The sequence below is a fragment of the Xanthomonas sp. fls2-241-TYG-148 genome, from assembly GCF_030208815.1.
Classification (GTDB): domain Bacteria; phylum Pseudomonadota; class Gammaproteobacteria; order Xanthomonadales; family Xanthomonadaceae; genus Xanthomonas; species Xanthomonas campestris.
In genome coordinates, this window is record NZ_JARVTE010000009.1 from 70,086 (window position 1) to 93,284 (window position 23,199).

The window sequence follows — 23,199 nt, forward strand, 5'->3', positions numbered from 1 at the left end:
CGCGCGCGCCGGCGTGTGCCTAGGCGACCGGCTCGGCCACCGTGCTGGCCGCCGCCAAGGGCACACGGGCATGCGCGCCACGGCTACGTGCCACCGCGTCCAGGAAGTCGCGCCCCCAGTGGTCGATGTTGTAGTACTCCACGCTGTCGTACAGCTGCCGCAGGCGCCCGGCCGCTTCGTCATCGGGCATCGCCAGTGCCTGCAACAGGCCGGCCGCCAGATCGGCCGGGTCGTGCGGGTTGGTGAGCACTGCGCCTTTGAGTTCTGCAGCCGCGCCGGCAAATTCGCTCAGCACCAGCACGCCGCTGCCGCCTTCGATGCCTTGCACCGCGACGAATTCCTTGGCCACCAGATTCAAACCATCACGCAGCGGGGTGATCCACATCACCTGTGCGGCGGCGTAATGCGCCACCACCTGCTCGAACGGCAGCGCCTGTGCGAAGAAGCGCACCGGCGTCCAGTCCAGCCGCGAGAACCGCCCGTTGATGCGGCCCACCGCCTGCTCGATCTGCGTCTGCAAGGTGCGGTAGATGGTCATCTCGCGCGCCGCTGGCACGCACACCATCAGTAAGGTGACCTTACCCAGCAGCTGCGGCTGGCTGTCGAGCAGGCGCTCGAACGCCTCCAGTTTCGCCAGCGTGCCCTTGGTGTAATCCAGCCGCTCCACCGACAACACCAGCTTGCGCGCACCGATCTCGCGGCGCAGCTTGAAGATGTCGTTGCGCACGTCCGGCTTGCTCAGCGCCGCGCGAATGCGGCGCAGGTCGGTGCCCACTGGATGCGCGCCCAGCGCCACGTCGCGATCGGCCACACGCAGGCAGGTGGTCATGGTGTCCAGGCCCACCGCGCAGCCGTAGGTGAGAAACCGTGGCGCGCAGCTTTCCTGCGCCAGCCGTTCCACCGGCATCACGCCGCGCACCACGTCCACGAAGTTCTCCACCTGGCGCGGGATATGGAAGCCCACGTAATCGCAGCACATCAGGCTGCCGATGATCTCGCGGCGCCATGGCACCACATTGAACACGTCGGCCGAAGGGAAATAGGTGTGATGGAAGAAGGCGATCTTCAGATCCGGGCGCAGCTCGCGCAGGTACGCCGGCACCATCCACAGGTTGTAGTCATGGATCCACACTGTTGCGCCGTGCGCGGCCTCGGCCGAGGTGGCCTGTGCAAACTTGCGGTTGACTGCAAGAAATACCTGCCAGTCGTCCTCGCGGAAGCGCGCGCGTTCCCAGAACACGTGCAGCATCGGCCAGAACGCTTCCTTGGAAAACCGCTTGTAGAAGATGTCCACCTCGCTCTTGCTCAGCGGCACGCGTGCGGCGGTGAGCGTGGGGTAGCGCTGCGCATCCACCTCGGTGTGGGTCTGGAACGGCCCGCGCTTGGGGTCGTCAACGCTCCAGGCCACCCACGAGCCGCGCTGGCCACCTTCGAAGAAGCTCAGCAGCGAGGGAATGATGCCGTTGGGCGAGCGCGGCGCGCGGCGTACCAACTCGCCGTGCTCGACCACTTCGTCATAGGGCAGGCGGTGATAGACCATCACCAGCTCGGCGCCGCCCTTGCGCGGGGCCTGCACTGCCGGTACATGCGGGTCGTCGTCGGCAAGCAGGCCGAAGTGCGCAATCGCCTCCAGGATGCCGCCGCACCCGGGCGCACTGGCGTGATAGGTCGCCTCCAACTGCGCAGTGGCCTGCGTCAAGGCTGTTTCCGAATCGCCCACGCAGACGCCGCGGAAACCTGCCAGATACATGGAGAGATCGTTGAGCGTGTCGCCGGCCACCAGGATGCGCTCGCGCGGCAGCTCCAGCTGGCGCGCCAACGCGCCCAGGGTGCGGCCCTTGTCGGTGTCCGGCGGCAGAATGTCCAGATAGCGGTCGGCCGAATACAGCACGTCGCAGCCGAGCGCGCGTGCGGTCTGCTCGATCTGCGCACGCAGCGGCGCCAACGTATGCGGATCGCAGAAATACGAGCAGCGGCGCTCCTGCGGCACGTCCTGGCGTTGCAATTGCGGGAATGCGCGCATCGCCTGGGCCACCACCTGCTCGCCAGGCCAGTGCGCATCGATCATCGATTGCAGGGGCTGCAGCGGTTGCAGCGTGTGGCCGTCCACCACGGTGGCACCCACGTCGCACACCACATAGTCGGGCCGGGGAATGGTGGGGTCGGTGAGCAAGGGCATCACCGCTTCGAGTCCGCGCCCGGTAATGAAGATCAGGCGGATTTCGGGATGCTGGTCGACCAGGCGATACAGCTGGTGACGGTGTTCTGCAGAGCCGGCCAGGAAGGTGCCATCCAGGTCGGTGGCCAGGATCACGGCAGGATCCGGGCGGGGGTGGGTCAGGGATGAGGTGTTCGGGAGTCTGGTTTGATCAGTCAATGTGTTTCCTTGTGAGGAGGGGAGGGGGAATCGGTTTCCGGCATCAGCTCCAGCGCCGATGGCGTGGTCCGCAACATCGGGCGGAACGCAATGGGATGGGTGCGCAGGCGCTGGAAGCGCAGCAGGCGCGCCAGCGTGAAGCCGGCCAGGGCCAGCAGCATCACCGCGAAATACGCAGGCAACGCCGCCGGGCCGAATTTCTGCATGGCCCCGCCGGCCAGCGCCGGGCCGATCGCCGCGCCCACGCCATGCACCAGCAGCAGGCTGCTGCAGCCGGACAACAAATCCTCGCGCGGCAAGTAATCGAGCATGTGCGCCACCGCGAACGGATACAGCGAGAACGCCAGCCCGCCATACACGAAGAACAGCAGGAACAGCACCTGCGTCTGCGCCTGCACCATCGGCAGCGCAGCGGCGATGGCGATGCCGGCGGCCAGCACGCTCACCGTGACCAGGCCAATGCGGCGGTCGTGGCCATCGCTGATGCGCCCGATTGGCCACTGCAACACCGCGCCGCCCACGATGGCGGTAAGCATGAACATCGCCACGCCATCGGCATCCAGCCCGATGCGGTCGGCATATACCGGCAGGAGGCCCCAGAACGCGCCCATCGCCAACCCGGACAGGCCGGCGCCGATGGTCGCCACCGGCGCCAGCGCATACAGCGTGACCAGCCGCAGCCGCGACACGTGCGGCACCTCGGGCGGAATCAGCCGCGTGGTCACCACCGGCATCACTGCCGCGCAGATCAGGATGGCGGTGAGCGTAAACATCGCCGGCGCCGTGGCATCGCCCGCACTGAGCAGTACCTGGCCCAGCGCCAGTGCCGACAGGTTGATCGCCATGTAGACCGAAAACACCCGGCTGCGGCGGCGCGCGTCCGGCTCGGCGTTGAGCCAACTTTCGATCACCGTGTACAGGCCCACCAGCGCGGCGCCGGTCACCAGGCGCAACAGGCCCCAGCCCCACGGATCGAGCCAGATCGGGTGCAATAGCACCGCGATTGCGGCCAACGCGGCATAAAACGCGAACGCGCGGATATGCCCGATCCGGCGGATCAGCGGCGGTGCGAAGAAGGTGCCCAGAAAGAAGCCGGCAAAGTAGCCGGACATGATCAACCCCAATGCACGCGCATCGAAGCCGGCTTGGCCACCGCGTACGGCGAGCAAGGTGCCCAGCAGCCCGCTGCCGGTCAGCAACAAGGCCACGCCAAGCAACAGCGCAGTCAGCCGCAACACGAATGCGGCCCTCGTGGGGGAAGAGGCGCGTCGGTCACGTGCCCAAGTGTACCAGCTCGATGGCAGTGGCCTGTTTCACCTGGGACTGTGTGATGGCTGTCGCGCGCTGTTTTTGCGGTGTTTGTACACCTGCACGGTGCGTTTTTTGGTGGTGATCCGCTGCGTAAGTGGATAGCTGGATGGAAACGCGTTGCGCGTCGTGCGGCTATTGCGCTGCGCGAATGTGGTGCATCGTTGTGCTGGTCGCTGCATGCGCACTGCGGTACCTGGCATTGCGCGGTGTAGATGAGGAGGGGCGGAGGCGAGATATGGCGGGCGCTGCCCAGCGACAGCCGTAACGAGCCGTGGATGCAAAGTGCGATGCAGGCCGCGAATATTGGCCTTCGTGGGGAACTAGGTAGAACGCTTCTGCTCGTCCTTGCATCGGGCGACGCGCGCAGACGAATTCGGGCGCTGACCTTTTACTGCAGTGGCAAACAGCCGCAGCGGGAAGGCGCTGCAGCGTGCAATGCCGGACGCGCACGTCGGCGTTCGCAGGGCCTCGGCAGAACGCTCTCAGGTACTCCGCTCCGTCGAGCAACTACGGACAGACGAATCCGTCTGCCGATCACTCGGTCCTGCTGCGGCCAAACACGGCCCGAGCACGCAAAGCGCCGCTGCCTGCGGTACGGAGATTCCGTCACGCCGCCATCCTTCTCCCGCAGTCCAGTCCAGGTGACGATGCACGCGGCCCCAAATCACGACCAGCCGGTAACGCTGCCGCCATGTGCGTCGGTGACCACATCTGCGCCGGGCTGTCCACGAGATGCCCGCAGCGCCGGCCCACGCGCGCGGCGGTCCGTGGCGGTCTAGAATCTGCGCCCTCGCGTTCTCTTTCCGCTGACTCACCATGCCTATCTACGCCTTCCAGTGCACCGCCTGCGACCATCAATTCGATCGGCTGCTGAAAATGTCCGACCCGGTGCCGGAAAGCTGCCCCGCCTGCAGCGCCAACGCCATCAAGCGTCAGGTCACCGCGCCGTCGTTCCGGCTCTCGGGCAGCGGTTGGTACGAGACCGATTTCAAATCCGCCGGCGAGAAAAAGAAGAACCTCACCGAAAGCAGCAGTAGCAGTAGCAACAGCGGTGGCGATGCAAAGCCGGCCGCGGCCAGCGAGAGCAAGCCGGCCAGCAAGCCCGCGTCCGACCCGGCGTGACCCCTTTGGCGCGCCGGTGGCCTGGTCGCATCCGTGCCGGTCTGTGTCTGGTGGCGCTGGTCGCCGGCCTGGCCGGCTGCGCCACACCGCCGCCGCCAGCATCGGCCACCGCCACCGCGCCAGCTGACCAGTTTCTGGCCGCGCTTGCCGCCCACTGCGGGCAGGCCTTTGCCGGGCGCGTGCTGGTCGACACGCCAGCGTCCAAGGCGCCCAGCCCATTTGCGGGGCAAGCGCTGGTGATGCATGTGCGCGGCTGCGATGCGCCCACCCGCGAACTGCGCGTGCCGTTTCATGTCGGCAACGACCACGCGCGTACCTGGGTGTTGACGCGCACTGCCACCGGGCTGCGCCTCAAGCACGCGCATCGCCATGCCGACGGCAGCGCGGACGTACTGAGCAATTACGGCGGCCACACCGTCAGCGCTGGCGCTGCCACCCGCCAGGAATTCCCGCTCGATGCCGACTCGCGCGCGCTGTTCCAGCGGCAAGGCGCGGCGGCGTCCCTGCACAACACCTGGGCCATGGAGGTCCACCCGGGGCGGAGTGTGGTCTACGAACTGAGCCGCCCGGACGGGCGCCTGTTCCGGGTGGAATTCGACCTTACCCGGCCGGTGGCGCTGCCGCCGGCACCCTGGGGCGGCTAAGAACGGCTAACAAAACGTAGCGAGCAGTCGTCAGGTGGGTGCGCACGGCGCGTGGGAACCGGAGTCTACGTAGGGACATGCCGATTCGAGCACCGGCCGCGCCCGCCCGGCGGCCGCGCAGTCGTTTTGATAGCGGCTCCAAGCCAGCGCACCGGCAATCGAACCACGCCGTATCGCCACGTCGTCGGCGTTGAAACAGTGCCGTTCCGGCGCCGCTGCGTATCAAGCCGCAGCGACGCCAACCCGCGCTGGAATGCGCAGGCGCAGAGACACTTACCGCTCAGATTCCGACGCAGGCTTCAGCGCGCCTCGAAGCGCGCTCGGCAGCCGTCGTTGACCCACACGGTGGCGCGACGCGGGTCGTAACCCCAGCTGCGGCCTTCTTCGCAGCGGGTATCGGACAGCTGGCGGGTCAGCACCGGCCGGCCATACCGGCCATCCCAGCCGCAGGTGCGCAGGCGGCGGTCGTCGCTGCTGCAGGTGATGGTGTAATCGTTGCGCGGGCGGTCGTCGCGGCCGCCGTAGCCGCCGTCACCACGGTCCCAGCCGCCGCCGCGCGCCTGCGCAAACTCGCCCCGGCAGCCGTCGTCCACCCAGATCCGGCCACCGTCCTGCCGCCAGTTGCGGCCTTCCACGCAGGGCGTGTTGGACAGCTGGCGCACCAGGATGGCGCGGCGCCAGCCGGTGTCGCAGATCTTCTGACGCTTGTCGTTGCTCTCGCAGCGCACCGTGCCGGCAACCCCGCCTGGGCCACCATCGCCGCCCCAGCCGCCGCCATTCCCGCTGCGGCCTTCGACGAAGCGCCCACGGCAGCCGTTGTCCACCCAGACCCGGCCGCGGTCGCTGCCCCAGTTACGGCCCTCGATGCAGCGGGTGCCGGAGATGTTCTCCACCAGCACCGCGCGGCCGCGGAACGGCGTATCGCATTCGCGGCGGCGGTTGTCGTTGCTGGCACAGGTGATGCTGGGGCCATTCCAGCCGCGGTCCTGCGCGGCGGCCGGGCGGCTGCCCACCGCGCCGGTCACGGTGATGAGGCAAAAGCCGGAGATCAGCAGGGCGGTGCGCAGCATCGTGGCGTCCTTGGGTATACGAGAGAGGCGTGGTGCCTATTCAGCCGGGCGCTCACTTAAGCGACCATGACCGCCTCCGCATTTGCTCCCGCCGCCCGTCGGCCCCAGAATATCGGGCTCTCCGGCGCCGTCCTGTGCCGGGTTTTCAGCGGAGCTTTCGATGCGTACCCACTTTTGCGGCCTGGTCGACGAGACCTTGATCGGCCAAACCGTCACTCTCGCCGGCTGGACCGACGTGGCCCGCAATCTGGGTGGGGTGTGTTTCATCGACCTGCGCGACCACGAAGGCATCGTGCAGGTGACCGTGGAGCCCGCCGAAGGCGACGCCAACTCCGCCGAGGTGTTCAAGGTGGCCGCCAGCCTGGGCTACGAAGACGTGTTGCAGGTCGAAGGCGTGGTGCGTGCGCGTCACGCGGTCAACGACAAGATCCGCACCGGCAAGGTGGAAGTGATCGCCACCCGCATCACCATCCTCAACAAGGCCGCGCCGCTGCCGTTCCATGCGCACGAGAACCCGGGCGAAGACACCCGCCTGAAGTATCGCTATCTGGATCTGCGTCGCCCGGAAATGCAGCGCATGCAGCGCACCCGCATCAAGCTGGTGCAGGCGCTGCGCCGGCATCTGGATGCACGCGATTTCCAGGACATCGAAACCCCGATCCTGACCAAGGCCACCCCGGAAGGCGCACGCGACTTCCTGGTGCCGGCGCGCATGCATCCGGGTGAGTTCTATGCGTTGCCGCAAAGCCCGCAGCTGTTCAAGCAGATCCTGATGGTGGCCGGCTTCGACCGCTACTACCAGATCGCGCGCTGCTTCCGCGACGAAGCGCTGCGCGCCGATCGCCAGCTGGAATTCACCCAGCTCGATATGGAATTTGCCTTCGTGCGCGAGCGCGACGTGCAGGATTTTGTGGAAGACATGATCCGCGCCATCTTCAAGGAAGTGGTCGATGTGGAGCTGGCCGCGCAATTCCCGCGCATGACCTGGGCCGAGGCGATGCGTCGCTATGGTTCGGACAAGCCGGACCTGCGCATCGCGCTGGAGCTGGTCGACGTGGCCGAGCTGGTCAAGACCAGCGAATTCCCGGTGTTCACCGCCGCCGCCAACGATGCCGACGGCCGCGTGGCCGCGCTGCGCATCCCCGGTGGTGCCACGCTGAGCCGCAAGCAGATCGACGACTACGCCGCGCACGCCGCCAAGTACGGCGCCAAGGGCCTGGCCTACATCAAGTTGTCGGAGACCGGCGAGGTGAGCTCGCCGATCGCCAAATTCTTCGGCGAAGAGGCCTTTGCAGCGCTGCTAGCGCACGTGGGCGCGGCCAATGGCGACATCGTGTTCTTCGGTGCCGGCGGCTACAACAAGGTGTCCGAATTCATGGGCGCGCTGCGCCTGAAGGCCGGCAAGGACTTCGGCCTGGTCGCCGCCGGCTGGGCGCCGTTGTGGGTCACCGACTTCCCGATGTTCGAATGGGACGAGGAGGCGCAGCGCTACGTGGCCCTGCATCACCCCTTCACCGCGCCGGCTGTGGACGACATCGCCGACCTGCGTGCCAACGCCCGCACCGCGGTGTCGCGTGGCTATGACATGGTGCTCAACGGCAATGAAATCGGCGGCGGCTCGATCCGTATCCACCGCCCGGACATGCAGAGCGCGGTGTTCGAGCTGCTTGGCATCGGCGCCGAGGAAGCGCGCGCCAAGTTCGGCTTCCTGCTGGATGCGCTGAACTACGGCGCGCCGCCGCATGGCGGCATTGCATTCGGTATCGACCGCATCGCCGCGCTGATGGCCGGTACCGAGTCCATCCGCGACGTGATCCCGTTCCCCAAGACCACCGGCGCGCAGGACCTGATGACCGACGCCCCGTCGCCGATCGCGGCCGAGCAGCTGGCCGAAGTGCACGTGCAGGTGCGGCCCAAGCAGGCCTGACCTGCCGCAGTACACGGCCATGCAGTGGCATGGCCGTGCCTGGTTAATCGGCCGTCGTTGACGGCTTTGCGTGAGGTGCCTCCGTCAGCAGGGCGCGGCTGCTCATCGGGCTGGTCTTCATCGGCAAGCGTCATCCGCCCGGTGCTTGTTCGGAGTGCATCAGTTGCCGCTCCGACATGCTGTCGGTTGAGCACTAACCCGCCGGTGCAAGCAGGCCCCTGCGCCTGCAGGGCTCACGACCCTGGCATGCACCGCGCTGATCCCGCAGGCCACCGTCCCGCCCCGGCTTGCGGGAGCGCCGCCGCATGCGAGAAGCTGCAACGTCACCCTGCACGAGACGCCCCGCATGACCCGCATCCGCCGCGCCACGCCCGACGATGCCGAAGCGCTGTCGCTCCTGGCCGTGCGGACGTTTACCGAAACCTTCGGCCATCTGTATCCCGACGAGGACCTGCGCGGTTTCCTGGAAGAAACCTATGCAGTCGAGCGCGCGCGCATCGTGCTAGCGCATCCGGACTACGCGATCTGGCTGCTGGAAATGGATGGCCTGCTGGTTGGCCATGCCGCGGCCGGCCCCTGCGGGCTGCCGCACGCAGACGTGCAGCCGGGCGATGGGGAGCTCAAGCGGCTCTACTTGTTGAAGGACTACCAGAACACCGGCTGGGGCAGCCGGCTGTTCGAGACCGCGCTGCAATGGCTGGAACGCGACGGGCCCGGCACGCTCTGGATCGGCGTGTGGTCGGAGAACTTCGGCGCGCAGCGTTTCTATGCACGCTACGGCTTCGAAAAGGTTGGCGAGTACGAATTCCCGGTCGGCCGTATCCTGGATCGCGAATACATCCTGCGCCGCGCGCCGGTGGTCGCGGAACCGTAGTGCCGGGCTCGGTGGCTGGGCGCGGCGTGGTCGTGCACGCCACCACATTGAATTCGGGCTGCGGTGGTCGATGTGTCGCTCCTGCGGTAATTCGCGCGGCGCCATCCGCCCGGAGCGTCCACGCATGAGTGGTGGCGACGACCTGCAGACACAGAGCGGGCATCCCGAGGCTGCCTCCGCCGATGTGTTGCTCGTGCATGGCATCTGGAATACCGCGCACTGGTTGCTGCCGCTGGCACGGCGTCTGCGCGCGGCCGGCATGACGCCGGCGCTGTTCGGCTATGCCAGCGTGCGCGGCGGCCCGGCGCAGGCGGTGCCCCAGCTGATCGCCCGCCTGCGCGCCACGCGCGCACCGTTACTGGTCTGCCACAGCCTGGGCGGGTTGATGGCCTTGCAAGCCTTGCAGCAGGCGCCGGAGCTGCCGGTGCAACGCGTGGTCTGCCTGGGCTCGCCGTTGTGTGGCAGCGCAGCTGCACGTGGGCTGGCGCGGCGTGGCGGCCACTGGGCGATGGGGCGTAGTGCGGCGCTGTTGCAGCAAGGGTTTACGCATTGGGACGGCGCTGCCCAGGTGGGCCAGATTGCCGGTTGCGTGCCACGCGGCCTGGGCCGCTGGCTGGCGCCGCTGCAGGCCGGCTCGGACGGCACGGTGGGGCTGGACGAAACCCGCCTGCCCGGCCTGCACGACCATTGCGTGGTGCAGGCCAGCCATAGCGGCCTGCTGCGCTCGCCCGCCGCCGCGCAGCAGGTGCTGGCGTTCCTGCGCGATGGCCGCTTTGCGCACTGAACGGCCTCACCCCGGTGCGGGCAGGCAATCAGGTAAAATCCGCGCCCTGTCATCCAAGCCAGTCTGGAAACACTCATGGGTAGAGGCCCCTCCATCGAAGGCCGCAAGAACGCGTCCGACGCCAAACGCGGCAAGATCTTCACCAAGATCATCCGTGAGATCAGTGTGGCGGCGCGCGCCGGCGGCGGCGACCCGTCCAACAACCCGCGCCTGCGCACCGCCATGGACAAGGGCCTGTCGTCGAACATGTCCAAGGACGTGATCGAGCGCGCCATCAAGAAGGCGACCGGCGAGCTGGAAGGCGTGGAATACGAAGAAGTGCGCTACGAGGGCTACGCCCCTGGCGGCGTGGCGGTGATCGTGGATTGCCTCACCGACAACCGCGTGCGCGCGGTGGCCGACGTGCGCCATGCCTTCAGCAAGTGCGGCGGCAACATGGGCACCGACGGCTCGGTCGCCTTCATGTTCAAGCGCCTGGGCGTGCTCAGCTTCGCCGCCGGTGCCGATGAGGACGCCGTCACCGAGGCCGCCATCGAAGCCGGCGCCGACGACGTGGTGGTGTACCCGGAAGATGGCGCCATCGACGTGCTGACCGCCCCGGACACCTTCGCCCAGGTCAAGCAGGCCCTCGCCACCGCCGGCTTTGAACCGGCCCACGCCGAGATCACCTTCCGCGCCGAAAACGACATCGCCGTCGACGGCGACACCGCGGTGCAGGTGCGCAAGCTGCTGGACATGCTCGAGGACCTGGACGACGTCCAGGACGTGTATTCGAACGTCGACCAGGCCAGTCTCGGCGCTTGATGATGGCCGGGATGACGGGATTCGAGAGTGGTGATTCGCAACAGCACTGGCGTTTCCGGATTGCCTGCACTTTGCTAATCCCGACTCACCAATCCCCAATCCCTGCCCCTCGATGACCCGCATCCTCGGCATCGATCCCGGTTCGCAGCGCACCGGCATCGGCATCATCGACGTCGACGAGAGCGGTCGCAGCCGGCATGTGTTCCATGCGCCGCTGGTGCTGCTGGGCGAGGGCGACTTCGCCCAGCGCCTGAAGCGCCTGCTGCACGGGCTGGGCGAGCTGATCGAGACCTACCAGCCGCAGGAAGTGGCGATCGAGAAGGTGTTCATGGGCAAGAGTGCCGATTCGGCGCTCAAGCTCGGCCACGCGCGCGGGGCAGCGATCTGCGCGGTGGTGCTGCGCGACCTGCCGGTGCACGAGTACGCTGCCACCGAGATCAAGCTCGCGCTGGTCGGCAAGGGCGGCGCGGACAAGGTCCAGGTGCAGCACATGGTCGGGATCATGCTCAATCTCAAAGGCAAGCTGCAGGCCGACGCCGCCGACGCGCTGGCGGTCGCCATCACCCACGCCCACGTGCGCGCCACCGCGCAGCGCCTGGGCGTCAATACCCAACAGGCGTGGAGCCGGAAAAGATGAGAGCAGGGATTAGGGAGTCGGGATTGGGGATTCGCAAAAGCGCGTCCACGGGTGCTGTGCCGATGCGGCGCTGCGCGGCAGTCGTTAACGGCAGCGAGAGATCTGGCCAATCCCCAATCCCGAATGCCCAATCCCGGCACCGCCAGGGCGGTGCCCAATGATCGGCCGTCTGCGCGGGATCCTGGCCTACAAGCAGCCGCCGTGGCTGGTGATCGACGTGGGCGGGGTGGGCTATGAGCTCGAGGCGCCGATGAGCACTTTTTACGACCTGCCCGATGTCGGCCGCGATGTCATCCTGTTCACCCATTACGCGCAGAAGGAAGACAGCGTCTCGCTGTACGGCTTCCTGCGCGAAGGCGAGCGCAGGCTGTTCCGCGACGTGCAGAAGGTCACCGGTATCGGCGCCAAGATTGCGCTGGCGGTGCTGTCCGGGGTCACCGTGGACGAGTTCGCGCGGCTGATCACCAGCGGCGACATCACCGCGCTGACCCGCATCCCCGGCATCGGCAAGAAGACCGCCGAGCGCATGGTGGTGGAGCTGCGCGACCGCGCGGCCGACTTCAGCAGCGGCGCGCCGATCACCGGCCAGCTGGGCCCGGATGCGGTGTCCGAGGCCACCGTGGCGTTGCAGCAGCTGGGCTACAAGCCCGCCGAGGCCGCGCGCATGGCACGTGAGGCCGGGGCCGAAGGTGACGAGGTCGCCACCGTTATTCGCAAAGCCCTCCAGGCCGCGCTGCGCTAGGCGCGGCGGTCCAAAACCACCGCGCCGCTGCCAAGCGGGCGCGGCCAGTGCTCGGCATCGGCGGGTTGGGCCCGTACACTGCGCATCCCGAGCGCAGTGCCCGACCTCACCTGGGATTTGCCCGCAAGGCCGGGGCGGTGCCCCGGTAGCGCGCCGTCCTCCTCTTCTTCACGCTGTCTGGCGAAAACTCCTCACCTCATGTCCCACACCCCCACTCCCGCAGCCGGCTCCGGCCATGCGCCCGCCAATGGCCACATGGCCCTGGTCATCGGCGCGATCGGCGTCGTCTTCGGCGACATCGGCACCAGTCCGCTGTACACCCTCAAGGAGGCGTTCTCGCCGCACTACGGGTTGACCAGCGATCACGACACCGTGCTGGGCGTGCTGTCGCTGGCGTTCTGGGCGCTGATGATTACGGTGACGCTCAAGTACGTCACCATCATCATGCGCGCCGACAACGAGGGCGAGGGCGGCATCATGGCGCTGATGGCGCTGACCCAGCGCACCCTCAAGCAGGGCTCGCGCTCGGCGTATGTGGTGGGCATCTTGGGCATCTTCGGCGCCTCGCTGTTCTTCGGCGACGGCGTGATCACCCCGGCCATCTCGGTGATGGGCGCGGTCGAAGGTCTGGAGATCGCTGCGCCCAGCCTGCATCCCTTCATCGTGCCGATCACCGTGGTAGTGCTGCTGGTGGTGTTCATGGTGCAGCGCTTCGGCACCGAAAAAGTGGGCAAGGTGTTCGGCCCGATCACCTGCCTGTGGTTCCTGTCGTTGGGCGCGATCGGCATCTGGAACATCGTCGACGCACCCGAAGTGCTCAAGGCCTTCAACCCGTGGTGGGCAATCCGTTTCTTCATGGAGCACGGCTGGCACGGGGTCTTCATCCTCGGCGCGGTGGTGCTGGCGGTGACCGGCGGCGAAGCGCTGTATGCCGACATGGGCCATTTCGGTGCGCGCCCGATCCGCCACGGCTGGTATTTCTTCGTCCTGCCGATGCTGCTGCTCAACTACCTGGGGCAGGGCGCGCTGGTGCTGAACCACCCGGCCGCGCTGAAGAACCCGTTCTTCGAAGCGGTGCCGAGCTGGGCGCTGTACCCGATGATCATCCTCGCCACGCTGGCGGCGGTGATCGCCTCGCAGGCGGTCATTACCGGTGCGTACTCGGTGGCCCGCCAGGCCATGCAGCTGGGCTACATCCCGCGCATGCTGATCAAGCACACCTCGCGCGACACCATCGGGCAGATCTACGTGCCCGGCATCAACTGGCTGTTGATGGTGATGGTGATCGCGTTGGTGCTGATCTTCCGCAGCTCCACCAACCTGGCCGTGGCCTACGGCATCTCGGTCTCGATGACCATGCTGATCGACACGCTGCTGCTGGCCCTGGTGGCCCGCTCGCTGTGGCCGCGCTGGCGCAACTGGGTACTGCCGCTGTGCGTGGTGTTCTTCATCATCGAACTGGCGTTCGTGATCGCCAATGGCGCCAAGCTGCTGCAGGGCGCCTGGTTCCCGCTGGCGCTGGGCATCGTGGTGTTTACCCTGATGCGCACCTGGCGGCGTGGTCGCGCGCTGCTGCGCGAGGAAATCCGCAAGGACGGCATCCGCATCGACAGCTTTCTGCCCGGCCTGATGCTGGCGCCGCCAGCCCGCGTGCCCGGCATGGCGGTGTTCCTGACCGCCGACCCGATGGTCGTACCGCATGCGCTGATGCACAACCTCAAGCACAACAAGGTGCTGCACGAGCGCAACATCTTCCTCAACGTCGACACCTTGCCGATCCCGTACGCACCGGCTGACAAGCGCCTGCAGATCGAATCGATCGGCGACGAGTTCTACCGCGTGTACGTGCGCTTCGGCTTCATGGAAACGCCCGACGTACCGCTGGCACTGATGCGCTCCTGCGACCAGGGCGGCATCCATTTCGACCCGATGGATACCACCTTCTTCGCCAGCCGCGAGACCATCGTGGCCAGCGCCAACCGCGGCATGCCGATCTGGCGCGACAAGTTGTTCGCGCTGATGCATCGCAACGCCGCCCCGGCCACCGGCTTCTTCCGCATTCCCGGCAACCGCCTGGTGGAACTCGGCGCGCAAGTGGAGATCTGAGCATGGCCGGCCTGGAATGGAAGGTCTACGGTCGCGCGCCGACCCTGGACACCTTCTGGGACGAAGCGCTGAACCTTGGACGATCTCCGGCCACGGATGCGTCCATCGCCGCGGCGCAGGCGCGGCTCGGTGTCCGCCTGCCGGACTGGTTGCAGCATCTCTATGCACGCTACGACGGTGGCGCGGTGCAGATGGCGCGTGGTCAGTCGCTGCAACAGCCGGACAATTGGCTTGCTGCCGAATGGCTGATTCCGCGAGCGCGCCTATTGGGTGCGGAAGCGCTATTTTCGTTCGCGCAGGTGCGCGCCCGCGAGGACTACCGTGGCGATGCCTACGCCGGCCTGGCCGCCAGTGGCGATGACCGCTGGTTGATCGCCATCGCCGCCGATGCCCGCGCGCCCAGCCGGGCGCTCTGCCTGGACTACGCAGCGCCCGACACCGAGCCGAGCTTGGTCTACGTCGATGCGGGCAGCGGGCAGCGCTTGATCGTGTTCGAGGGGGTGGAGCATCTGCTCGCGCAGCTGGTCGATGTCGTGTACTGGTCGCCCGCGTTGCAGGCGAAATACGACGACAACGAGCGCGTGCAGTGGCAGCCGCAGCCGCCTGCACTGGAGACGTTCTGGAGCGGTCCCGGGCACTGGAGCGACGCACCAACGGTTGCGGACACCGAGGCCCTGGCAGCGGCCGAAGCGAGTCTGGGCGTGCGCTTGCCGGCATTGTTCAAGCGTCTGTACGGCGTCCAGGACGGCGGTGATACCGGCTGGTGCTGGGCGCCACGCACCCGTTTCCCTTCGGACCGCTACGTGGATTGGGAGTGCGTGCTGATCGACCGCTACTTATCGCCGCTGGCCCAGATCGGTAGCGTGCTGGACTTCGCCGCCGCGTTCGAAGACCCGCAGGATTTCAGCTCAGTCGCAACTCTGCATGCCGGTCTGGACCAGGTCCTGGTGCTGTCGAGCCACAACGTCGACTGCCTGCTGTGCCTGGACTATCGGGGCCGCGGGCCGCAGTACGCGCCCGAGGTGGTCTACTTCGAACGCTGGGAAGGATTGCATCCGACTTGGCGCGCGCCGAGCTTCGAGGCGTTTTTCAGCACGCTGCGGCAGGCCGACCTTGATTTCTAGATGCTGCGCCGGCCGCGCGCGGCATGAGAAGATGGCGGGATGACTGAACAGCGCACCATCGCCAGCAGCGCCACCCGTGAGGACGAGGCCGCCGATGCGAGCATCCGCCCCAAGCGCCTGGCCGATTACCTCGGCCAGCAGCCGGTGCGCGACCAGATGGAGATCTACATCCAGGCGGCCAAGGCGCGCGGCGAGGCGATGGATCACGTGCTCATCTTCGGGCCGCCCGGCCTGGGCAAGACCACGCTCAGCCACGTCATCGCCAACGAACTGGGCGTCAGCCTGCGTGTCACCTCCGGTCCGGTGATCGAAAAGGCCGGTGACCTGGCCGCGCTGCTGACCAATCTGCAGCCGCACGATGTGTTGTTTATCGACGAGATCCATCGCCTCTCGCCGGTGGTGGAAGAAGTGCTGTATCCGGCGATGGAAGACTTCCAGATCGACATCATGATCGGCGACGGCCCGGCCGCGCGTTCGATCAAGATCGACCTGCCGCCGTTTACGCTGATCGGCGCGACCACCCGCGCGGGCCTGCTGACCGCGCCGTTGCGCGACCGCTTCGGCATCGTGCAGCGCCTGGAGTTCTACTCGCCGCAGGAGCTGACCCGCATCGTGATTCGCTCGGCGGCGATCCTGGGCATCGACTGCACGCCCGATGGCGCCGCCGAGATCGCGCGCCGCGCGCGCGGCACGCCGCGCATCGCCAACCGGCTGCTGCGGCGGGTGCGCGATTTCGCTCAGGTCAAGGCCGCCGGCCACATCGACCTGACGGTGGCGCAGGCCGCCATGCAGATGTTGAAGGTGGACCCGGAGGGCTTTGACGAGCTCGACCGCCGCATGTTGCGCACCATCGTCGATCATTTCGACGGCGGGCCGGTGGGCGTGGAGTCGCTGGCCGCATCGTTGTCCGAGGAGCGCGGCACGCTGGAAGACGTGATCGAGCCCTATCTGATCCAGCAGGGCTTCCTGATCCGCACCGCGCGCGGCCGCATGGTCACGCCGAAAGCCTATCTGCACCTTGGGCTGAAACCGCCGCGCGACCGTGCGCCCGCTATCGGCGAACCCGGAGACCTGTTCTGATGGCTGCTCGCTTTGGGCGCGTGTGGGCTGTCTCGACTAGAAGCATGCTCCCATGACCGCCGATTCCCGACTCCCGATTCCCCAATCCCCACCTGTATTCAGTTGGCCGACACGCGTGTACTGGGAAGATACCGACGCCGGGGGCGTGGTCTACCACGCGCGCTACGTTGCTTTCATGGAACGGGCGCGCACGGAATGGATGCGGGCACTGGGCTTTGGGCAGGAACGCCTGCGCCAGCAGCACGATCTGGTGTTCGCGGTCCGCTCCATGCAACTGGATTTCCTCAAGCCGGCTCGGCTGGATGACGCACTGTCGGTCTCGGCGGTGCTCACCCGGTGCAAGCGGGCCAGCCTGATATTTGCGCAGTCGGTCAGGCGCGAGGGCGAAGTTCTGCTGACCGCCGAGGTGCGCATTGCCGCACTCGGTGGCAGCGACTTCCGCCCACGCGGCATGGACGATGCGCTGTTTGACGCGTTGAAAGCTCTAGAAACCACAGAATCCGATTACTAAGGAACCAACGGATGTCGATCGCATTGCTCCTGGCCCTGCAGGACACGGTAGTGGAAGCGCTGCCGCAGGAAGTCACCGCCGCTGCGGCGCAGACCGCCAGCGTGGCGCACAACAGCAGCATCAACTATGCCGAGTTGATCCTGCGGGCCAGCATCCCGGTGAAGATCATCGTGCTGTTGCTGCTGATCGGCTCGTTCATCAGCTGGGTCATCATTTTCCGCAAGGCGCGTGCCTTCAAGCAGGCCAACCGTGAGGCGGACGAGTTCGAAAACCGCTTCTGGTCCGGTGCGGACCTGGCCAAGCTCTACGCCTCGGCAACCGATCGCAACCGTACCGTCGGTGGCCTGGAGTCGATGTTCGAAAGCGGCTTCCGCGAGTTCTCGCGGCTGCGCGACCGCCGTCGCCTGGATGCGCGCGTGCAGCTGGAAGGCGCACAGCGCGCCATGCGGACCGCCTTTACGCGGGAAGTGGACCAGCTCGAGCGCAATCTCGAGTTGCTGGCCAACATCGGCTCCACCGCGCCGTACGTGGGCCTGGTCGGTACCGTGTTCGGCATCATGGTGACCATGCACGACATGGTCAGCAGCGGCGAGCAGGCCGGTATTGCTGCGGTGGCGCCGGGTATTTCCGAAGCCTTGTTCGCCACCGCCATCGGCCTGTTCGTGGCGATTCCGGCGGTGTGGGCCTACAACCGCTTCACCACTCGCGTGGAACGGCTGTCGGTGCGCTACGAGACCTTCGCCGACGAGTTCAGCTCGATCCTGCAGCGCCAGGCCGGCGCGGACGAATAATGCGCGCCGCTGGCAGGCGCCCGCAGACAGGCGAGTCCCTCGCAAACACCCGCACCTGCATGTGCGGGGCATCCCTTAGGAACGTTCCGCGATGATGTCCGGTATTTCCCGCCGCAAGAAGCACAAGCTCAAATCCGAGATCAACGTCGTGCCGTACATCGACGTGATGCTGGTGCTGCTGATCATCTTCATGGTCACCGCGCCGCTGCTCACGCTGAGCACCGACGTGACCCTGCCGAGTTCGCGCGCCAAGGCGCTGGAGAGCAAGCAGGATCCGATCGTGGTGGTGGTGGCCGCCGACGGCCAGCTGGCGCTGCAGTTGCCCAAGGGCAAGCCGCAGGCAATGGACGTGGCCGGGTTGCAGGCGCAGCTGGCCGCGATCGTGGCGCAGGACAAAGAGGCCCGCGTGGTGGTGGCCGGCGACCGCGCCGCGCCGTACCAGAAGATCATGGATGCCATCGACGTCCTCAAGCAGGCCAAGGTCGAGAAGGTCGGCCTGATCTCCGACTCCGGCGGCGCTGCAGGCAGTGATGCACGCTGACGCTTTCCCCCAACAGGCGGCGCGCGAGGATGGCTGGGCCCGCCCGGTCATGCTGGCTTTGGCTGTGCACATTCTGGTGGCGCTGGTGTTCATCGCCGGCTGGCTGTGGTCGCCCGAACGTTCGGTAGAGCCAGCCGCTGGCGACCCGAGCATGGAAGCCTCGCTGGATGTGTCGGCTGCCGAAGCCCGCGTTGCCCGCCAGGCATTGAACGCGACCCCGATCGCACCACCTCCGCCGCCGGCCCCCTTGCCCGAGCCGGCGCCGGAAGACAGCGTGCCGCCGCCGCAGCCGATTGCCGAGTTGCGCCCGCAGGATGCGCCGACGCAGCAGCAGGCGCAGGCGCAAGAGCGCGTCGCCCAGCCCGACAAGGTCGATCAGGACAAGGTCGATGCATTGGCCATTTCCGAGGAAAAGGCCAAGCAGGAGCAGGAAGCCAAGCGTCGGCAGGAGCAGATCGACCTGACCGAACGCAAACGCCAGGAAGAAGCTGAGCAGAAGCTGCGCCTGGCCAAGCAACAGGAAGAGGAAGACGCCAAGAAGAAGCAGGCCGCCGTGCAGCAGGCCGCACAGGCCGAGCGCGAAAAGAAGATCGCCGACATCCGCCGCCAGCGCGAGCAGGCCGACAAGGAAGCCAAGCTGGCGGAGCAGAAGCTGCGCCAGGTGGCTGCGGCACGTGCGCAGCAAGCCTCTTCGGCCGCTGCCGCAACTGCCCAGCCCACGGCAGGGCAGGGCGGCACCAACACCGACCTGTCGGCCAAGTACGCCGCGGCGATCCAGCAGAAGGTGCTGGCGCAGTGGGTGCGTCCGCCGTCGGTCCCGCCGGGCCAGAAGTGCACCATCAACATCCGCCAGCTCCCCGGCGGCCAGGTGATGGAGGCCAAGGTCGCGCCGGGCTGCCCGTACGACGAGGCCGGCCAGCGGTCGATCGAGGCCGCCGTGCTGAGCGCCCAGCCATTGCCGTACCGCGGGTTCGAATCGGTGTTTCAGCGCAATCTGACGTTTGTGTTCACCGCGCAGGATCAGTAAGCGGGAGGTGCGTGCCGCGCGCCTGGCTCTGTGGCGCTGTACGCGCAAATCCCGGGCCGGGAGTTGCGCAGCACGCAGGCGCATGCGCCCGGACGCGGTAGCCGCAGCCAGGTCCTGCGCCGGGCAGCATCAGCGCCTGCAACGGTTTTGCGCAGTCCCGGCACCACTCGCTTCATTTTCACGTTGTCTCGTTCATGATTGCGAGTATGTTCACTCGCTGATTGGTATCCCTTGCCCACTTTTCCTGCCCGATCCGAGCCGTCCATGAAGAAACCGCTGCGTTGGTTAGCTGCCTTGACCGCCCTGTTGCTGCCGCTGAGCGCGCTCGCGCAACAGCAAGGGCTCACTATTGATATTGTCGGCGGCAGCGCCTCGGCCACGCCGATCACTGTCGTTCCCATGCCGTACCAGGGCTCCGGTACCGCGCCGCAGACCGACGTCTCCGCCGTGGTCAGTGCCGACCTGGACCGTTCCGGTCAGTTCCGCACCCTGCCGGCCGCGCAGATCGTTGAAAAGCCGACCCGCGGCACCGAGGTGCAGTTCCAGACCTGGCGCACGCTCAAGCAGAACTACATCGTGGTCGGCCGCGTGATGGACGCGGGCGAGGGCGCCTATCGCGTCGAATACGAGCTGTTCGACGTGGCCAAGGGCGAGCGCCTGCTGGGCCTGGCAATGACCGCACGCGCCAATGCGATGCGCGATGTCTCGCACCAGATGGCCGACGCCATCTATGAAAAAGTCACCGGCGTGCGTGGCGCGTTCTGGACCCGTATCGCTTACGTGACCGCCAGCGGCAGCGGCGGCTCGATGCGCTATGCGCTGATGGTGGCCGACTCCGATGGCTACAACCCGCAGACCATCGTGCGTTCGGCCGAGCCGTTGCTGTCGCCGAACTGGAGCCCGGACGGCAAGAAGCTGGCCTATGTGAGCTTCGAGCGCGGCAATTCCTCGATCTACCTGCAGGACATCGCCAGCGGCGCACGCGAACTGGTTTCCAGCTTCCGCGGCATCAACGGCGCGCCCTCGTTCTCGCCTGACGGCCGTCGCCTGGCGCTGGCCCTGTCGCGCAGCGGCAACCCGGAGATCTACGTGATGGACCTGGGTAGCAAGCAGCTGACCCAGCTGACCAACCACTTCGGCATCGATACCGAGCCGACCTGGGCACCGGACGGCGGCAGCATCTATTTCACCTCCGACCGTGGTGGCCGCCCGCAGATCTATCAGGTCGCAGCCAGTGGCGGCAGCGCCAACCGCGTGACCTTCCAGGGCAACTACAACGCTACCGCCAGTGTCTCGTTCGACGGCAAGAAGGTTGCCGTGGCACAGGGCAGCGGCAATACCTATCGCATCGCCATGATGGATCGCAGCCTGGGTTCGCCCAGCTGGAGCACGTTGTCGCCGGGTTCGCTGGACGAATCCCCGAGCTTCGCGCCGAATGCCAGCATGGTGTTGTACGCCGCACGTGAGGGTGGCCGGGGCGTCCTGTACGCCGTGTCCGCCGACGCACGGGTCCGCCAGCGCCTGGTTCTGGCCGACGGTGATGTAAGAGAACCCGCATGGGGGCCTTACCGAACCGCGCATTAATGTTAATATTTCGCTGCGTTAAACCACTCATTGGCCCAGAGCCTCCATAGGTATCCCATGAACAAGTCCACCCGCGTCTTGCTTGTCTCCCTGTTGTCCGTTGCAGTGCTGGCCGGTTGCTCCAAGAAGGTGAAGGAAACTCCGCCTCCTGCAACTGACACCACCGCCGGTTCCACCGCTCCGACCGGTCCGTCCACCTCTGGCCTGTACGGCCCGGGCGACCTGGATACCGATGCTTGCCTGCGCCAGCGCGTTGTCTACTTCGATCTGGATCAGGACTCCCTGAAGCCGGAATTCCAGGCCATCATGGCGTGCCACGCCAAGTACCTGCGTGACCGTCCGTCCTCGCGCATCACCCTGCAGGGCAATGCCGACGAGCGCGGTTCGCGTGAATACAACATGGGCCTGGGCGAGCGTCGCGGCAATGCCGTGTCGTCGGCTCTGCAGGCTGCCGGTGGTTCGGCCAGCCAGCTGACCGTTGTCAGCTACGGCGAAGAGCGTCCGGTCTGCACCGAAACCAGCGAAAGCTGCTGGTCGCAGAACCGCCGCGTCGAGATCGTGTACACGGCTCAGTAAGAAGCGATGCGCTTTCGAGTGACATCCCTGTTCGTCGCGGCGGCCCTTGTGGTCGCCGCGCCGGCATACGCGCAGCGGGCCAGTCTCGCTGACCGTGTTGCCGTGCTCGAGCAGCAGCAGGCCAATAGTCAGGCCAACAACGATCTCCTCAATCAGCTACAGCAGGCGCGTTCGGACCTGCAGGCGTTGCGGGCAACGGTGGAACAGCTGCAGCATGACAATGAGCAACTCAAGCAACAGTCCAAAGACCAGTACCTGGATCTGGACGGGCGCCTGAATCGGCTGGAAGGTGCGGGTGGTGCGGTTCCGCCACTGCCATCGGCTACCGGCAGCGTCACCCCAGCACCGGCACCGGCACCGGCCGCGCGGCCTGCAACGGCGGCTACTTCCGAGAAGCCGCCCACTGTCCATGGTGACCCAGGCACGCTGGCCATCAGCAACGAAGAGCGCACTGCCTACAACGTGGCCTTCGATGCATTGAAGAACGGCAAGTATGACGATGCGTCGCAGCTGTTCCTCAGCTTTCTCGAGCTGTACCCCAATGGCGTCTACACCCCCAATGCACTGTATTGGCTGGGTGAGAGTTATTACGCCACCCGAAATTTCCAGCTGGCCGAGGCGCAGTTTCGCGATCTCGTGAGCCGCTACCCCACGCATGACAAGGCCGCTGGCGGCCTGCTGAAGCTCGGCCTGTCGCAGTATGGCGAAGGCAAGAACACCGAAGCGCAGCAGACCCTGCAGCAGGTCGCCACGCAGTACCCAGGCTCCGACGCGGCACGCGTTGCGCAGGAGCGTCTGCAGTCCATCCGCCTCGGTCAGCAACTGCGCTGAGCCGTTTCGCGTTGCTGCCTTCGGGCGCGGCGCATACTTTGTCCATGAACGCCGCCGCCGTCCCCAGCGAGATCGTCCAGTCGCCGTTGCCGCGATTGAAGATCACCGAGATTTTCCTTTCCTTGCAAGGCGAGGCCGAAGCGGCCGGCTGGCCGACGGTGTTCGTACGCCTGACCGGCTGCCCGTTGCGCTGCACCTACTGCGATACCGCCTACGCCTTCCATGGTGGCGAATGGCATGATATCGACGCGATCGTGGCCGAAGTCGCCAGCCACGGCGTGCGCCACGTCTGCGTCACCGGCGGCGAACCGTTGGCACAGAAGCGCTGCCTGGCGCTGCTGCACAAACTCTGCGACGCCGGTTTCGATGTCTCGCTGGAAACCTCCGGTGCGCTGGATGTGTCCGCTGTGGATGCGCGCGTCTCGCGCGTGGTGGACATCAAGACCCCTGCCTCGGGCGAAGAGCACCGCAACCGCTGGGACAATCTGCCGTTGCTGACCGCGCGCGACCAGATCAAGTTCGTCATCTGCAGTCGCGCCGACTACGAATGGTCGCGCGATGTGGTCGCCACGCAGGCGCTGGATCGCCGGTGCACGGTGTGGTTTTCGCCCAGCAAGGGTCAGGTGAGCGCGCGCGAGTTGGCCGACTGGATTGTCGCCGACCGGCTGCCGGTGCGTTTCCAGATGCAGTTGCACAAGATCCTTTGGGACGACGCACCGGGCCGCTGAAACGCCGG

The 23,199-nt window shown here is 66.7% G+C and carries 22 protein-coding genes and 1 other RNA gene; 19 read left to right on the top strand and 4 right to left on the bottom strand.

The features are described 5' to 3' along the window. Nucleotides 1–19: 19 nt before the first annotated feature. Entirely contained in the window at nucleotides 20–2,314 is a 2,295-nt protein-coding gene (gene ggpS / locus QRM60_RS11050) for a glucosylglycerol-phosphate synthase (RefSeq protein ID WP_119959222.1), read from the bottom strand. Between the two features lie 59 nt (nucleotides 2,315–2,373). Further along, entirely contained in the window at nucleotides 2,374–3,615 is a 1,242-nt protein-coding gene (locus QRM60_RS11055) for an MFS transporter (RefSeq protein ID WP_042594817.1), read from the bottom strand. An 889-nt stretch (nucleotides 3,616–4,504) separates the two neighbouring features. On the opposite strand from QRM60_RS11055, the gene QRM60_RS11060 reads away from it, so the two are divergent. Together QRM60_RS11060 and QRM60_RS11065 are read left to right on the top strand one after the other, a co-directional pair. After that, nucleotides 4,505–4,810, top strand: coding sequence for a zinc ribbon domain-containing protein (locus QRM60_RS11060; protein WP_285446221.1), 306 nt, complete (start codon nucleotides 4,505–4,507; stop codon nucleotides 4,808–4,810). Between the two features lie 50 nt (nucleotides 4,811–4,860). Next, entirely contained in the window at nucleotides 4,861–5,454 is a 594-nt protein-coding gene (locus QRM60_RS11065) for a hypothetical protein (RefSeq protein ID WP_285446222.1), read from the top strand. Between the two features lie 4 nt (nucleotides 5,455–5,458). Here QRM60_RS11065 and QRM60_RS11070 read toward each other — a convergent pair. Both QRM60_RS11070 and QRM60_RS11075 read right to left on the bottom strand, forming a co-directional pair. Then, nucleotides 5,459–5,533: non-coding RNA, sX9 sRNA (locus tag QRM60_RS11070), on the bottom strand. A gap of 220 nt (nucleotides 5,534–5,753) precedes the next feature. Continuing rightward, nucleotides 5,754–6,524: a DUF3011 domain-containing protein gene (locus tag QRM60_RS11075; RefSeq protein WP_228439449.1), complete on the bottom strand. Its 771-nt coding sequence runs from the start codon at nucleotides 6,522–6,524 to the stop codon at nucleotides 5,754–5,756. A 160-nt stretch (nucleotides 6,525–6,684) separates the two neighbouring features. On the opposite strand from QRM60_RS11075, the gene aspS reads away from it, so the two are divergent. The 17 genes from aspS to queE all read left to right on the top strand — a co-directional run bounded on the left by aspS (nucleotide 6,685) and on the right by queE (nucleotide 23,191). Further along, nucleotides 6,685–8,451, top strand: a complete 1,767-nt coding sequence (gene aspS / locus QRM60_RS11080; protein ID WP_285446223.1) for an aspartate--tRNA ligase — start codon at nucleotides 6,685–6,687, stop codon at nucleotides 8,449–8,451. A 346-nt stretch (nucleotides 8,452–8,797) separates the two neighbouring features. Continuing rightward, entirely contained in the window at nucleotides 8,798–9,325 is a 528-nt protein-coding gene (locus QRM60_RS11085; protein ID WP_115573410.1) for an N-acetyltransferase, read from the top strand. A 124-nt stretch (nucleotides 9,326–9,449) separates the two neighbouring features. Next, nucleotides 9,450–10,109, top strand: a complete 660-nt coding sequence (locus tag QRM60_RS11090; RefSeq protein WP_192884276.1) for an alpha/beta hydrolase — start codon at nucleotides 9,450–9,452, stop codon at nucleotides 10,107–10,109. A 75-nt stretch (nucleotides 10,110–10,184) separates the two neighbouring features. Continuing rightward, nucleotides 10,185–10,913 (top strand): YebC/PmpR family DNA-binding transcriptional regulator, encoded by a 729-nt coding sequence (locus QRM60_RS11095; protein WP_011038142.1) that lies wholly within the window; start codon nucleotides 10,185–10,187, stop codon nucleotides 10,911–10,913. Nucleotides 10,914–11,025: 112 nt separating this feature from the next. Next, a complete protein-coding gene (gene ruvC / locus QRM60_RS11100) occupies nucleotides 11,026–11,550 on the top strand; it encodes a crossover junction endodeoxyribonuclease RuvC (protein WP_011038141.1) in 525 nt (174 codons plus the stop codon). Between the two features lie 157 nt (nucleotides 11,551–11,707). Continuing rightward, a complete protein-coding gene (gene ruvA, locus QRM60_RS11105; RefSeq protein ID WP_006450983.1) occupies nucleotides 11,708–12,292 on the top strand; it encodes a Holliday junction branch migration protein RuvA in 585 nt (194 codons plus the stop codon). Nucleotides 12,293–12,490: 198 nt separating this feature from the next. Continuing rightward, entirely contained in the window at nucleotides 12,491–14,398 is a 1,908-nt protein-coding gene (locus QRM60_RS11110; RefSeq protein ID WP_011038140.1) for a potassium transporter Kup, read from the top strand. A 2-nt stretch (nucleotides 14,399–14,400) separates the two neighbouring features. After that, nucleotides 14,401–15,522: an SMI1/KNR4 family protein gene (locus QRM60_RS11115; protein WP_115573409.1), complete on the top strand. Its 1,122-nt coding sequence runs from the start codon at nucleotides 14,401–14,403 to the stop codon at nucleotides 15,520–15,522. A 39-nt stretch (nucleotides 15,523–15,561) separates the two neighbouring features. Beyond that, nucleotides 15,562–16,602, top strand: coding sequence for a Holliday junction branch migration DNA helicase RuvB (ruvB, locus tag QRM60_RS11120; protein WP_014508616.1), 1,041 nt, complete (start codon nucleotides 15,562–15,564; stop codon nucleotides 16,600–16,602). A gap of 52 nt (nucleotides 16,603–16,654) precedes the next feature. Next, entirely contained in the window at nucleotides 16,655–17,113 is a 459-nt protein-coding gene (ybgC, locus tag QRM60_RS11125) for a tol-pal system-associated acyl-CoA thioesterase (protein WP_011038138.1), read from the top strand. Between the two features lie 11 nt (nucleotides 17,114–17,124). Continuing rightward, nucleotides 17,125–17,904 (top strand): protein TolQ, encoded by a 780-nt coding sequence (tolQ, locus tag QRM60_RS11130; protein WP_011038137.1) that lies wholly within the window; start codon nucleotides 17,125–17,127, stop codon nucleotides 17,902–17,904. 91 nt (nucleotides 17,905–17,995) lie between these two features. After that, nucleotides 17,996–18,445 (top strand): protein TolR, encoded by a 450-nt coding sequence (gene tolR, locus QRM60_RS11135; RefSeq protein WP_011038136.1) that lies wholly within the window; start codon nucleotides 17,996–17,998, stop codon nucleotides 18,443–18,445. Further along, nucleotides 18,435–19,472, top strand: a complete 1,038-nt coding sequence (gene tolA, locus QRM60_RS11140) for a cell envelope integrity protein TolA (RefSeq protein ID WP_115556556.1) — start codon at nucleotides 18,435–18,437, stop codon at nucleotides 19,470–19,472. Before tolR ends, tolA begins: the two co-directional genes overlap by 11 nt. A gap of 264 nt (nucleotides 19,473–19,736) precedes the next feature. Then, the gene (tolB, locus tag QRM60_RS11145) at nucleotides 19,737–21,056 is read left to right on the top strand and encodes a Tol-Pal system beta propeller repeat protein TolB (RefSeq protein WP_014508613.1); all 1,320 of its coding nucleotides are present in this window, start codon (nucleotides 19,737–19,739) and stop codon (nucleotides 21,054–21,056) included. Between the two features lie 57 nt (nucleotides 21,057–21,113). Beyond that, on the top strand, nucleotides 21,114–21,632 hold the full coding sequence (pal, locus tag QRM60_RS11150; protein WP_011038133.1) for a peptidoglycan-associated lipoprotein Pal: 519 nt from the start codon (nucleotides 21,114–21,116) through the stop codon (nucleotides 21,630–21,632). A 6-nt stretch (nucleotides 21,633–21,638) separates the two neighbouring features. After that, the gene (ybgF, locus tag QRM60_RS11155) at nucleotides 21,639–22,463 is read left to right on the top strand and encodes a tol-pal system protein YbgF (RefSeq protein WP_115556555.1); all 825 of its coding nucleotides are present in this window, start codon (nucleotides 21,639–21,641) and stop codon (nucleotides 22,461–22,463) included. Between the two features lie 44 nt (nucleotides 22,464–22,507). Further along, the gene (queE, locus tag QRM60_RS11160; protein ID WP_115530919.1) at nucleotides 22,508–23,191 is read left to right on the top strand and encodes a 7-carboxy-7-deazaguanine synthase QueE; all 684 of its coding nucleotides are present in this window, start codon (nucleotides 22,508–22,510) and stop codon (nucleotides 23,189–23,191) included. Nucleotides 23,192–23,199: the final 8 nt, after the last annotated feature.

Coding starts and splice junctions, on each gene's coding strand:
- QRM60_RS11060 (WP_285446221.1), top strand. CDS start 4,505: ATGCCTATCTACGCCTTCCAGTGCACCGCCTGCGACCATCAATTCGAT.
- QRM60_RS11075 (WP_228439449.1), bottom strand. CDS start 6,524: ATGCTGCGCACCGCCCTGCTGATCTCCGGCTTTTGCCTCATCACCGTG.
- aspS (WP_285446223.1), top strand. CDS start 6,685: ATGCGTACCCACTTTTGCGGCCTGGTCGACGAGACCTTGATCGGCCAA.
- QRM60_RS11085 (WP_115573410.1), top strand. CDS start 8,798: ATGACCCGCATCCGCCGCGCCACGCCCGACGATGCCGAAGCGCTGTCG.
- QRM60_RS11090 (WP_192884276.1), top strand. CDS start 9,450: ATGAGTGGTGGCGACGACCTGCAGACACAGAGCGGGCATCCCGAGGCT.
- QRM60_RS11095 (WP_011038142.1), top strand. CDS start 10,185: ATGGGTAGAGGCCCCTCCATCGAAGGCCGCAAGAACGCGTCCGACGCC.
- ruvC (WP_011038141.1), top strand. CDS start 11,026: ATGACCCGCATCCTCGGCATCGATCCCGGTTCGCAGCGCACCGGCATC.
- ruvA (WP_006450983.1), top strand. CDS start 11,708: ATGATCGGCCGTCTGCGCGGGATCCTGGCCTACAAGCAGCCGCCGTGG.
- QRM60_RS11110 (WP_011038140.1), top strand. CDS start 12,491: ATGTCCCACACCCCCACTCCCGCAGCCGGCTCCGGCCATGCGCCCGCC.
- QRM60_RS11115 (WP_115573409.1), top strand. CDS start 14,401: ATGGCCGGCCTGGAATGGAAGGTCTACGGTCGCGCGCCGACCCTGGAC.
- ruvB (WP_014508616.1), top strand. CDS start 15,562: ATGACTGAACAGCGCACCATCGCCAGCAGCGCCACCCGTGAGGACGAG.
- ybgC (WP_011038138.1), top strand. CDS start 16,655: ATGACCGCCGATTCCCGACTCCCGATTCCCCAATCCCCACCTGTATTC.
- tolQ (WP_011038137.1), top strand. CDS start 17,125: ATGTCGATCGCATTGCTCCTGGCCCTGCAGGACACGGTAGTGGAAGCG.
- tolR (WP_011038136.1), top strand. CDS start 17,996: ATGATGTCCGGTATTTCCCGCCGCAAGAAGCACAAGCTCAAATCCGAG.
- tolA (WP_115556556.1), top strand. CDS start 18,435: ATGCACGCTGACGCTTTCCCCCAACAGGCGGCGCGCGAGGATGGCTGG.
- tolB (WP_014508613.1), top strand. CDS start 19,737: ATGAAGAAACCGCTGCGTTGGTTAGCTGCCTTGACCGCCCTGTTGCTG.
- pal (WP_011038133.1), top strand. CDS start 21,114: ATGAACAAGTCCACCCGCGTCTTGCTTGTCTCCCTGTTGTCCGTTGCA.
- ybgF (WP_115556555.1), top strand. CDS start 21,639: ATGCGCTTTCGAGTGACATCCCTGTTCGTCGCGGCGGCCCTTGTGGTC.
- queE (WP_115530919.1), top strand. CDS start 22,508: ATGAACGCCGCCGCCGTCCCCAGCGAGATCGTCCAGTCGCCGTTGCCG.